This window comes from Mucilaginibacter inviolabilis (assembly GCF_011089895.1).
GTDB classification, from domain to species: Bacteria; Bacteroidota; Bacteroidia; order Sphingobacteriales; family Sphingobacteriaceae; genus Mucilaginibacter; species Mucilaginibacter inviolabilis.
This window is the reverse complement of the sequence record NZ_JAANAT010000003.1, coordinates 625,874-638,762: the sequence shown is the minus strand read 5'-3', so window position 1 is coordinate 638,762 and position 12,889 is coordinate 625,874. Positions and strand designations below refer to the sequence as shown.

At 45.1% G+C, this 12,889-nt stretch carries 9 protein-coding genes; 5 read left to right on the top strand and 4 right to left on the bottom strand.

All coding sequences use genetic code 11. The features are described 5' to 3' along the window. The first annotated feature begins 11 nt into the window (after positions 1–11). From G7092_RS22720 to G7092_RS22700, 5 genes are all read left to right on the top strand, one after another. On the top strand, positions 12–1,829 hold the full coding sequence (locus tag G7092_RS22720; RefSeq protein ID WP_166092880.1) for a RagB/SusD family nutrient uptake outer membrane protein: 1,818 nt from the start codon (positions 12–14) through the stop codon (positions 1,827–1,829). Positions 1,830–1,847: 18 nt separating this feature from the next. After that, positions 1,848–2,552 carry a DUF3823 domain-containing protein gene (locus tag G7092_RS22715; protein WP_166092878.1) on the top strand — a complete coding sequence of 235 codons (705 nt, stop codon included), beginning with the start codon at positions 1,848–1,850 and terminating at the stop codon, positions 2,550–2,552. Positions 2,553–2,573: 21 nt separating this feature from the next. Then, on the top strand, positions 2,574–3,725 hold the full coding sequence (locus G7092_RS22710; RefSeq protein WP_166092876.1) for a hypothetical protein: 1,152 nt from the start codon (positions 2,574–2,576) through the stop codon (positions 3,723–3,725). A gap of 101 nt (positions 3,726–3,826) precedes the next feature. Continuing rightward, on the top strand, positions 3,827–4,825 hold the full coding sequence (locus G7092_RS22705; protein WP_202985382.1) for a family 43 glycosylhydrolase: 999 nt from the start codon (positions 3,827–3,829) through the stop codon (positions 4,823–4,825). 47 nt (positions 4,826–4,872) lie between these two features. Beyond that, positions 4,873–6,168 (top strand): glycoside hydrolase family 99 protein, encoded by a 1,296-nt coding sequence (locus G7092_RS22700; RefSeq protein ID WP_202985381.1) that lies wholly within the window; start codon positions 4,873–4,875, stop codon positions 6,166–6,168. A gap of 550 nt (positions 6,169–6,718) precedes the next feature. Here the strand turns inward: G7092_RS22700 and G7092_RS22695 are convergent. The 4 genes from G7092_RS22695 to kbl all read right to left on the bottom strand — a co-directional run bounded on the left by G7092_RS22695 (position 6,719) and on the right by kbl (position 12,750). After that, complete coding sequence (locus G7092_RS22695) at positions 6,719–8,983, bottom strand: glycoside hydrolase family 3 N-terminal domain-containing protein (RefSeq protein ID WP_166092874.1); 2,265 nt, start codon at positions 8,981–8,983, stop codon at positions 6,719–6,721. A 235-nt stretch (positions 8,984–9,218) separates the two neighbouring features. After that, the gene (locus G7092_RS22690) at positions 9,219–9,755 is read right to left on the bottom strand and encodes a hypothetical protein (RefSeq protein ID WP_166092872.1); all 537 of its coding nucleotides are present in this window, start codon (positions 9,753–9,755) and stop codon (positions 9,219–9,221) included. A 27-nt stretch (positions 9,756–9,782) separates the two neighbouring features. Then, on the bottom strand, positions 9,783–11,066 hold the full coding sequence (locus tag G7092_RS22685) for a glycoside hydrolase family 99 protein (RefSeq protein WP_166092870.1): 1,284 nt from the start codon (positions 11,064–11,066) through the stop codon (positions 9,783–9,785). A gap of 496 nt (positions 11,067–11,562) precedes the next feature. Then, the gene (kbl, locus tag G7092_RS22680; protein WP_166092868.1) at positions 11,563–12,750 is read right to left on the bottom strand and encodes a glycine C-acetyltransferase; all 1,188 of its coding nucleotides are present in this window, start codon (positions 12,748–12,750) and stop codon (positions 11,563–11,565) included. Positions 12,751–12,889: the final 139 nt, after the last annotated feature.

The window sequence follows — 12,889 nt, the reverse complement described above, 5'->3', positions numbered from 1 at the left end:
ACTATTGACATATGAAAAGTATACATAAATTAATCATAGCCATTTCTATCACCGTTGGAGCCTCGGTAACTTCCTGTCAGAAGTTGAACATCCCGCCAACTAATATATTTACTCCCGATGTTATATACAGCAGTGAGGCGGGTGTTAAATCGTTTTTAGCAACTATTTATCAGAATTTACCTATCGAGGACTTCAAATACAGGCCAGATCAGGGATTTAAAACAGGGAGTAATGATTGGGAAAATTTTTACAATTCGGCTGGTGTAACCGGTGAGGAAGTTGGGCCCTGGGGCGGCGTGGATATTGCCGGAGGTTTCGGGTACTGGCCATACGGCGATATCCGGAATGTGAACATTCTGATATCTGAATTACCTAAACATGTGGCTACCCTAACCCAGCCAACTGTCAACGCGCTTTTGGGCGAAGCTCACTTTTTAAGGGCTTACTATTATTTTGGTTTGGCCAAACGTTATGGAGGAGTACCGCTTATCAAGGAACCACAAGATCCGGCAGCTCCATTGTCAACCCTTCAGGTACATCGTAATAAAGAACAGGAAACCTGGGATTTTATTGGATCGGAGCTTGATTTGGGTTACCAGATGATGCCCGAAAGCAGCGATGCCGGCAGGGCCAATAAATACGCGGCTATCGCATTAAAATCAAGGATCATGCTGTATGCAGCCTGTATAGCCAAATACGGTTCCGTAAACTTTGTTGATGGGCCGGCACGCTCCGCTGGATTGGTAGGTATCCCGGCCGATCAGGCTACTAAATACTTCCAGGCAGCTTATGACGCCGCAAAAGCATTGGAAGGCCATTATTCCCTTTACAATGCCAATTCAGATAAGGTACAAAACTATGTCGACTTGTTCCTGAAAAGCGGAAGCCCGGAAAACATATTCATTAAACAATACTCTATCGCTAACCAAACTGCGCACAGCTGGGATGCTACCATGTCGCCGCGCTACATGACAGCCAACGCGCTTTCCCGCTCGTACCCAACGTTAGATCTGGTACAACTTTGGGGGAATTTGCAAGTAACCAATGACGACGGCACCCCTAAACGTTTTGATAACCGCGCCGACCTCATGCAGGGTCTTGAACCACGCCTGTTGGCTACCGTTTATTTTCCCGGCGCTACTTTAAGAGGACTCACCTTTGATATGCAACGGGGTATATATCCTTCTTTTAGCGGAACTGCTGCGGCCGAAGTGGCCAAACAACCCAACTCCCGCTCCTACATACTGGCAGGCGATACCAAAACCTTGTATCAGGGTAAACAGGTTATCGGCTTTACCGGTCCCTGGACCGGCGGTGATGAATTAACCCGTACAGGTTTTTATGTACGTAAGTATGTTGACTATAACAAACCGCAGGCTGCGGTTGATCTGAACAGGAGCGAACAACCATGGATTGACCTGCGCTATGGTGAAATATTACTGAACCGCGCCGAGGCCGCAATGGAATTAGGCAACCCTACTGATGCACTAAGCTCTATCAATCAGCTCCGCACACGGGCCGGCGCTACACTATACACATCAATTGACCTGACTAAGGTGCGTAATGAAAGACGCATGGAACTTGCCTTCGAAAATCAATACTATTGGGACTTAAAAAGATGGCGTACTGCCGACGTGGTTCTTGACCGCGCGCACTTTAAAGGCCTGATGCCTTATTACATATTTAACGAAAACAAATTCATTTTCCTGGCCGAGCCCGAACTGTTTAACCGAGAATACACCTTCCAGAAACAATTTTATTACGAAGGTATCCCTGGCGGCGAGATCGGCAAAAATCCTAACCTGCTTCCAAACAACCCTAACTATTAAGCATTAAAAATTTTAAATATGAAAAAGTTAATCAGCAATTTTTTAGTGGTGGCAGCTATTTTTACAATCTCTGCCTGTACAAAAATAGATAACTATGATGGCCCTAACGCCTCATTTCAGGGCAATATCATTTCATCTGCAGGAGGTAATTTACAAACATCCAGTGGCAGTACACAGATCAAGCTACAGCAAATCGGCTGGACAACCCCGCAAACTATCCCCAGTAAGTTTGATGGTACATTTGAAGACACCAAGCTGTTTAAAAGCGCCTATAAAGTAGTACCAACCGGGGGAGCTTTCTGGCCGGTTACCGATACTATAGTGGTAAACATTGCCCAGGGCACCAAGCACGATTTTACGGTTACCCCATACATCATTATCAAAAACTTTACTACAAGTTTAAGCGGTACAACCTTAACGCTTAAGTATACCCTCACTGCCCCTATTGCTGCAGGCTTGCCAACTATTAAGGATACGCAGCCTTACGTTAATAGCACCAAACTGGTGGGTGCCGGAGCCTCTATCCGGGATTTTTCGGATGTGAACGCGATAACTATCAACAAAAATTTCACGGATATGAGCGACGCCGACAAGTCGGTAACCTTAACCGTGCCCAACCTGCTGCCAGGCCGTACATTTTATGTACGTGTGGGGGTACGTTTAAGCGACAGCTTTAACAGCTCCAATTTTTCGGAAATAGTGCAGGTAGATGTTCCTAAATAATTAACCTAAACAAAAAAGGAAATGAAATTTATAAAAACATTGATGGTATGTTCCATCCTCATAACAGGCCTTATCATTACCGGCTGCAAAAAAGAAAAATATGTTTCGCGGGATACCTCGGGCCTTAAACCACCTGCGCCTATTGATACCACAAAGCCGCCGGTGGTTGATACATCGGTGGTAATTGACAATGCTGATAAAACCGACGGCTGGCAGGTAGCAGGCGGCGATCCCGTTTTGGTGACAACCGGCCAAAAGGAAGGAAAAGGTTATATCCAGGGAACAATTAAATCAGGGCAAAACTTTATGCAGTTTATTAAAACGCTGCCCGCTGCCGTGAATACAAAAGCAACTTTATCTACAGGCGAATTAAAATTCTGGTTTTATGTTCAGGATGTTTCTTTGTTGAGTACAGACGGCCAGGTACAGTTTAGCAGCGCTGCCGATCCGGATAAGAAACGTATTGGCTGGGGATTCGATAAAATCCTCCCAACTTTAAAAACCGGATGGAACCATTTGGAGCTGAAATTCAGAGACGCACAGCCAACCGGCGATGGCGGTCCCGATTTAACAGCCATGAACTTTATAAAAATTTTCTTCTCGACGACTGCAAAAGTAACAGCAGATCAAAATTATGGCATCGATGATATCAGGGCAGCAATTGTACCACCACCACCGCCTGTTGTATTTGATAATTGCGACAAGGTTGACGGCTGGGACGCTGCCGGTGGTACACAAGCTTTAATAACTGTTGGTCAAAAAGAAGGAACAGGCTATGTTCAGGGTACCATTAAAGCCGGGCAAAACTTTATGCAGTTTATTAAAACACTCCCTGTTCCATTAAATACAACGTTCACGAAAGATAATTCAAGAGTTTCATTTTGGTTTAATGTGGCCGATGTTAGTCAGCTCAAAGCAGATGGCCAAATACAGATCAGTAGCTCAGGCGGGCCCGATTCTAAAAGATTTGGCTGGGCTTTGGCACCTATAATACCTAAGCTAAAAAATGGCTGGAATCAAATTACACTTGATTTTGCCGATGCCCAGGCAGCAGGTGATGGAGAAGCGGACATGTCGGCCATTAATTATTTCAAAATATTTTTCTGGACTACCAACGCAACAACTGCCGATCTGACTACGGGTATTGATGGCATCCAATTTATTCCAAAATAGTTTTCATACCTAACCTAATCAATTTAAACAATCAAACTGGCGGAGAGCATATCTCTCTGCCAGTTAAACCTTTACATTTTCATCATTAATAACACGTTGTAATGATCATTATATCTCATTTATTAAAACCATTAACGGGCAAAACTTTGTTAAAACGGTTCTGTTCAATTTTTGGCTTGGCTACGTTAATGGTGTCCCCTGTTGTGGCCCAAAACAAAGCCGATACAGCTTTAGGTAATCCCTTTATCAGGTCAATGTACACTGCCGACCCATCGGCCCATGTTTGGAAAGATGGGCGTTTGTATGTATATGCTTCGCATGATATTTCGCCATCGCGTGGCTGCGACCTGATGGATCAGTACCATGTTTTCTCGACAGACGATATGGTGCACTGGAAAGACCATGGCGAAATACTGCGTGCCAGTCAGATATCCTGGGGTAGGCCCGAGGGTGGCTTCATGTGGGCGCCAGACTGTGCGTATAAAAACGGAACTTATTATTTCTACTTCCCTCACCCCAGTGATTCTAAATGGAACGACAGCTGGAAAATTGGTGTAGCTACCAGTAAAAGTCCGGCAAGTGGCTTTACGGTACAGGGTTATATCAAAGGTCTTAAATCCATGATTGATCCCTGCGTTTTTGTTGACGATGACGGCCAGGCCTACTTTTACTATGGCGGTGGCGCCAAATGCGAAGGCGGTAAGCTAAAAAACAACATGATGGAGATAGACGGCGAAATGAAACCCATGGAAGGCCTGGAGGATTTTCACGAGGCCAGTTGGGTTCATAAACGCAATGGCATTTATTACTTATCCTACTCAGATAATCATGATGTAGCCAGTAAACACAACCAAATGCGCTATGCTACCAGCAACAGCCCGCTGGGGCCATGGAAATCACAAGGCATTTATATGGACCCAACCGACAGCTATACCAATCATGGTTCTATTGTAAAATATAAAGGGCAGTGGTATTCTTTTTACCACACCAGCGCTATCTCGCACCAGGATTGGGAAAGATCGGTTTGTGTAGATAAGCTTTATTATAATGCCGATGGCACCATTAAAAAGGTGATCCCAACTACAGGAATAAAAAACTAATCTATTAACTCAACCCTACTATCCTACCTCAATTAAAACCTAAATTAATGAGAAAGTATAAATTCGGCACCATAGGCTTAATAACCTTATTGGCCATGATCAGTAGTTGCTCTATGAGTAGCTGCTCCAAAAAAACAACGGATAATAGCACTCCACCACCCCCAGTAACTCCCCCTACAACCACGCCGGTTGTTACACCTTCGCCGGTAGGCGATGTAGTGGGTAAAGTTGTGGTTGGTTACCAGGGATGGTTTGCCGCTACCGGCGACGGATCGCCCATCAACATGTTCTGGCATTGGTCAAACGACTGGGCAAAAGCGCCTTCGCCAACCAATAAAGCTATATCTGCATGGCCGGATGTACGTGATTACACCACTACCTTTAAAACCGATTTTGCCAATTTGAACAACGGCAGCGAGGCCCGTGTGTTTTCGTCCTATACCGATCAAACGGTTGATGTACAGTTTAAATGGATGAAAGATTATGGTATTGACGGTGCCGCCCTGCAGCGCTTTAATCCCAGCGGTTTGGAAGGCCCGGTACGCGATGCCATGGCCGCCAAAGTAAAGATCGCCGCAGAAAAGAACGGCGTAAAATTTTACATTATGTACGATGTAAGCGGCTGGACCAACATGGCCACAGAAATGGAAACCGACTGGACCAATAAAATGTCTGCCTATACATCCTCGCCAGCCTATGCCAAACAAAATGGTAAGCCGGTGGTATGCATCTGGGGCTTTGGTTTTAATGATGACAATCATAACTTTTCGGCAGCTACCTGTCTGGATGTGATCAACTGGTTTAAGGGCAAGGGCTGTTACGTTATTGGTGGCGTGCCAACACACTGGCGTAAGGAAGAAAGCGATTCCAGGCCCGGCTTTCTGAATACTTATAAGGCATTTAATATGTTATCGCCCTGGATGGTCGGCCGCATAGGTAACGTGATCGAATCAGACAATTTTTATAATACCATTAATGTTCCGGATGAAGCTTATTGCGCGGCTAATGGTATTGATTATCAACCCTGCGTTTTGCCTGGCGACCTGAGCGCCCAGCAACGGGCTCACGGCGATTTCATGTGGCGCCAGTTTTATAATATGAAACGGGCCGGCGCGCAGGGTATCTACATCTCGATGTTCGACGAATACAACGAAAGCAACCAGATTGCTAAGACCGCCGAAACTCAGGCATTTGTACCTGCAGGCTCAGGTTTTAAATCGCTCGACGAAGATGGTACACCCTGCTCGTCCGACTATTACCTGAGGCTCACCGGCGATGGGGCGAAGATGTTCAAGGGGCAGATTGCACTGACCACCATACGCCCAACGGTACCTAAGCCATAACTTTGCAATCATCTCATAACAAAAGCCCTACTGTTAATAAAAGCAGGGCTTTTGTTTATGTTAAGACGCATCACATGCGTCTCCATATAAACACGTTGTAAAAGTGGGTTTACATGGTTTACACTTTTTTGGGTTGACATGGATTTATATAATTGATAATCAGATAATTATAATTATTTATCAACAAAAAGTGTAAACCCACTTTTTGCCAGATTTCCTAAACAAAAGCACTGGCCACCGTAAGGCCAACGGTACCTAAACCATAAATTCCTATTAACCACAGCACACTAAGAACCCCGCTGTTATTTGACAGTGGGCTTTTTATATTATATCCAAAAGGGAGACACAAATATGTGCCTCGACAAAAACAACCATGTAGAGATGCATATTTGCGTCTCACGCCTTGTCTATAAATATGCCCGGCTCTCACCCCGGGCATACCCGTTACCATAATACCGGTAACATCAACTAAATCCCGGATAATGTTACTCCAGAATATTTTTAACTCATTTGCACATCTTCACATCCGCATATTTGCACATCTGCCAATCTATTTCACCGAAAAGCTCCCCCGCAGCCTGATATCTTCGGATGATGAACCTATCATCACCTTAAACTCGCCGGGTTCTACCACATGTTTCATCTGGCGGTTCCAGATTTTTAACTCTTCTGCATTTAACTTAAACTGCACTTTGCCGCTTTCACCGGGTTTCAGTGTGATTCGGCTAAAGCCTTTTAATGATTTTACCGGGGTGGTAACGCTGGAGATCACATCGCGGATGTACAATTGCACCACTTCAGTACCCTCCACCTTCCCGGTATTTTTCACCGTTACACCAACATTCACCGTACCATTAACGGGTATAGTCCCCGGGCTAACGGTTAAACCCGAATAGGCGAACGTGGTATAACTCAGGCCATGTCCAAACGCAAACAGTGCCGAGGTATCCTGATCAACATATACGTGTCTTGAGGTTGGTTTATGGTCATAATAATAAGGTATCTGCCCGGTCGACCGCGGAAAGGTCATCGGTAATTTACCCGATGGATTGACCTTGCCCAGCAGTACATCGGCAATGGCCAATCCTCCGGCTTCGCCCAAAAACCACGACTCTACAATGGCGGGTATATTTTTAGCTACAAAGTTGATGCATAGCGGCCTGCCATTAAACAGTACCACAGCAATGGGTTTACCCGTTTTTTGAAGAGTTTCTATCAAGCGGGTTTGCCGGGCATTAAGGTCAAGGTTCGACCGGTCTTTTCCTTCGCCCACCTCATTGATATCTTCGCCCAGCACCACTACTGCCATATCCGAATGGTTTACCAGGTCGACCGCCTTTTGCAGTTCTTCGCTTTGCTTAGCTGCGGAGGTATCTTTGGTAGAGTAGCCAGCTTGATACTCAATTTTCATATCGCTACCCGCTTTTTGCTTTAGGGCTTCCAATACGGCTACACCTTTACCATCCGTATTAGCATAACCACCCAGATAAGTACTGGTAGCCAGCGGACCGATAACCGCCAACGAACGCATATTTGAATTAAGCGGTAACAGCGCATTATCGTTTTTCAACAGGCTGATACCTTCCCGGGCTGCTTTGAGGGCCACGGCGCGGCTCGCATCGGTATGAAATACTTTTTTAATCAGACTTTCATCAACATAAGGGTGCTCAAACAGCCCCAGCATAAATTTAACGCGCAATATATCACCCACGGCCCGGTCAAGCTCAGCCATGCTCAGCTGTTTGGTGGCCAGTGCTTTTTTGATGGCGCTCATCAACTCCGTATGCGGAAAATCATAAAACTGCATATCCAGCCCGGCAGTAAGCGTTTGCGCCATAGCATCAGCAGTATTGGCTGCTACCCGGTGATTGATCATCGACATTTTGATAGCCCCCAGATCTGACAATACAAAGCCTTTGAAGCCCCATTCTTTACGCAGCACATCTTTCAACAGCCATTTGTTATCCACACAGGGGATGCCGTCAAGCTCGCTGTAGGCAGCCATCATGCCCAGGGCGCCACCCTCTTTAACGGCTTTTTCGAACACATATAAAAATGAGGAACGCGCTTCACGTTCGCCCATGTTCACCGGGGCGGTATTGCTACCAGCCTCGGGTATACCATGTACGGCAAAATGTTTGGGCTCGGCCAGTACGGCGTCAGGATCACTTACTTTATTACCCTGCAGACCTTTTACCATAGCCACACCATTGGCGGCAGCCAGGTAAGGATCTTCGCCATAGGTTTCTTCTACACGCCCCCAGCGTGGGTCGCGCGGTAGGCAAAGCACCGGGCCCAATACCATGGCAATCCCATGCGCCCGCATTTCGGTAGCGATGATGCGCCCTGTTTGATGTACCAACGTAGTATCCCAGGCTCCGGCCAGCGCTAAAGGAACAGGAAAAGTAGTACTCCCCAAGCCCGAGTAGCCGTGCAGGCCTTCCTCAATAAACAGCACTGGGATACCCAAACGCGTATGCTCAACAGCATACCGCTGTATCTGGTTGCTGATATCAGAAGTTAAGGGATACAGATCATGTACCGAGCCAATGCCTTCGGTACCTATAGCGATGCGGGCACTATCTGAATAGGAAACGGATTCATGGCCTTTCATATTGGCCACTTCATGACCGCTGTACATATCCAACTGTTTTATTTTTTCGGCAACCGTCATCCGGCTTAACAGATCGGCTACCCGTTTTTCAACCGGTAAAGCGGCATTTTGATAAGGGTATTTAACAGGTGGTTCAGGCGACTCAAAAGAGCAAAACGCCATCATTAAAATAGCCAGCGCACCGGCATACTTTTTCTTCATAAAATGTACAGTTATCAGGTTTAAATATTTTGTATATCGGCAACCGGGATGAACTGCCGACCGGGAGCTAAGCTATGCGCCGCAAATAATAACGTATTAATAAAACATTAACAGCGCACACTTGAATTATAAAATGTTATAGAATTTTGCTAAAATCGATTTATCTAAACATAAATGGCACTATTCTTTCCAGGGTATGGGAAATTGGCACCCAATATTGAGTGACTGGGCCTGATCAATTTTTTAGTCTGCTTTTTATAAACACCAGTATCAGGATAGCAGTAATCAAATAAGCGATGAAGAACCAAGCTTTGCTTTGATGAGCTTTAAAACTATATATAATTTTTCCATTTGCCTCAACCTGGCTAACCCTGCTCCCAAAATCAAGACAGTCGAGACTTAGTAAATTGTAAATAAAAGAAGGGTTATAAAGCGTGATATTTTCGTTGATACGCAGTTGATCAGCTATTGCCCAATCTCTGTCCGTATCGAAATCGATATTATAGGTTTGCTTATCTTTTAAGGTAACTACCAATGAATAATTTGGTTTTCGTTTTCGCCCAGCCTCATAAGATGTAATCTCGGCTTCTTTTGTCGCGATGATACCAGTAACTTTATTTAATTGATTGACGGTAAATAACTGAGCAATTAATTGTCCGCATAAAGCGATGCCCGCTCCCCATAACAAGAAATTGATGATATACTTACCGCCATTCTTTTTGAAGGATGTATTTATACGGTTAATAAAGGAGAGCAATTGTAGTTTGGGCATTATTTAGGCACAAATTACATAATCTTTTTATTTTTTGCCCCTGTTAATTGGTGGCGGTATACTATCCTGAAGCGGTATTTGTTTCCGAAGCATTTTACCGGCATAGCCCGTTAAATACAGGTAATAATCATTGGGGATATCATCCTCATACTTCACAAAAGTACTTAAGCCTACCGGCGGATTTTTGGATGCTTTAAGTATGGCCGTACCTTCGTCAACCTCATCAAACATGGCTACATAAAGCATTTCGGCACCGCTGGATATGGCCCCGGTGATCTGTTTCCAGTAAAACTGCCCGCGGTTACGCGGGATCTGATTTTGGGGACTGCGAGGATTCATATTATGCCAGCTGAAACCCGGGAAAACCACGGGTACATAATCCAGCTTATTGGCTTTGCACCAGGCTATATCCTCGGCAATGCGGTGTTTAAATGCGGGGTACGATTGCTCATTGTACCGGCCAACAAACCAGGGATGGATAATATCGGCCTCGCGCAATATATCATGCAGACGTGGGTCTTTTTCGGTATCATTTCCAAAATCGCGCCAGTAGGTGGGTACACCCAGCAGCACAGAGCATCCGCCATAAACCGGGTCGTTTTTCAGGAAGTCAATGATCTTTTCGGCCTCGGTTAAGCCATAACGGCGATGATCGTTAAAACCGACTCCCCATACGGCCACCAGTGGTTTGCCATTATGATACAGGTAGGTTTGCTTGTTGCCCCGATTGGTTAGTTTCATACTGTCGACCAAATGTTTCCAGTCTTTGATCACCAGCGAATCGCCGCCGGCCTGCATGCCCGAAAGATCATACATTACCGATACGGCCCGGTTATATTTTTGTGCATATCTGAGCACATTACCCAGCACCACATCGTTGTGCGCTTTACCCCGGCCCCGCTGCACATCACCAATAAAGCGCTGTACAAACACCCCGTCTATACCGTACTGCTGCATCCATTTAAAGTGCGTTTCGGTAGAGGATGCATCGTGCGAGCTGTATACGTAGGCATAGCTGCTATCGGCATGTTTAAAGGGCGTTTTATAAGTCTTTTTGTACTCGCTTACATCCGGCCAGATATCTATATTGGTATAACCGGGTTCAAATTTTCCGTGCGAATTATAATGGTTCCAGCCGCGGCCGCCGCCATCATCCGGGGCATTGAACCAGCCCTGGTAGCCCGCCATCACCAGGCCCTTATAACTGGTAAATGCCGAAGTTTGGCTGTGCTTGCTTTGGCCGTAAACCAGAGTTCCGGTCAATAGTAGCCAAGCCAATAATATGAATTGCAATCTGGAAGAATTAAACATGGGTTTATTATAAAAGGTTATAAAACCCAAATTTGTTATCGCCACTTAATTAATTCTTAAAAAATCATTAATTGAAAAATTGTTTAACAAATAAATGATCCGATGTTTTGGTGCGCCGCTCTCAAAAACTTTTTAAACCTTAAATTTTAACACTTTTCTGTCTGAAAATGGGTTAAAAACGTTCAAAAATTGGCTTAAAACCATCTATTTTAACACTTTTTAACAAATTTCAACGTGGTTTTGAGTAGTTTTTGAGACTTTAAAAAGTATTAAATACTTGATAATCAATTAACTACGGATTAAACGATCAATTTCGGGGTCTTATTTCTCTTTAACTAAACAGCCCGGCTTCCTGTTTTATGGGAGCCGGGCTGTGGTTTTATACAATATAAGAAAATTAAATCGTATGCCAAAACGTCGTTTGTCCTATGGGATGCCGAAATAAATTCGGCATGACTGGTTAGCCTATAGTTCCCCCTTCAGGGGGTTAGGGGGCTTAAATCACCCCCAGCTCTTTACCTACCTTGGTAAACGCCGCAATGGCCTTATCCAGGTGATGGGTATCATGGGCGGCTGATATTTGTACCCTGATGCGGGCCTTGCCTTGAGGTACTACCGGGTAGTAAAAACCAATTACGTAGATACCTTCGTCCAGCATTTTAGCGGCAAATTCCTGGGCCAGTTTGGCATCGTAAAGCATCACCGGTACAATAGGGTGCACGCCTGGTTTGATATCAAAACCGGCTTCGGTCATTTTTTTGCGGAAGTATTGAGTATTGGTTTCCAGCTTATCGCGCAGGGCGGTGGTTTCGCTCAGCATATCCAGCACCGCTATAGAAGCGCCGGTAATAGCCGGAGCCAGGGTATTGGAGAACAGGTACGGGCGCGAACGCTGGCGCAGCATATCAATAATTTCTTTACGACCTGATGTAAAACCACCCGACGCGCCACCCAGGGCTTTGCCTAAAGTGCCGGTAATAATATCTATCTGCCCCATTACATTGTGGTGCTCATGCGTACCGCGACCAGTTTTACCCATAAAGCCCGAGCAGTGACTCTCATCGATCATTACCAGGGCGTTGTATTGCTCGGCCAGGGCACAAATTTTATCCAGTTGGGCAATGGTTCCGTCCATGCTGAACGCACCGTCGGTGACGATGATGCGGTGACGCAGATCTTTAGTGGCTTTTAGTTTTTCTTCCAGGTCGGCCATGTCATCATGTTTGTAACGATGACGCTGGGCCTTGCATAAACGCACGCCATCGATGATCGAGGCATGGTTCAGCTCATCGGATATGATGGCGTCCTGCTCATTAAACAGGGGTTCAAAAACACCACCGTTGGCATCAAATGCCGCAGCGTATAGTATGGTATCTTCGGTACCTAAAAATTCCGATATTTTTGCTTCCAGCTGTTTGTGGATATCCTGTGTACCACAAATAAAGCGCACGGATGATAAACCATAACCATGGTTATCCATCACGTTTTTAGCCGCCTGTATCACTTGGGGATTGCCCGACAGACCCAGATAATTGTTTGCACAAAAATTGATCACTTCCTGACCACCCAGAACAGTAATATCAGCACCTTGCGCTGATGTAATGATCCGCTCTTTTTTATATAACCCTGCATTTTCAATGTCGGCAAGCTCCTGCTGTAAAACCGGTTTTAGTGTATTGTACATATCTATACTGTTTTAGAGAGGGTAAAATTAAACATTAACAGGCATTTGGCGAGGTAACTGAAAGGAAAAATAATATCGAATAATGAATATTGAATATAGAACATCGAATGTTTACTTCATTATTCAACATTCGATATCC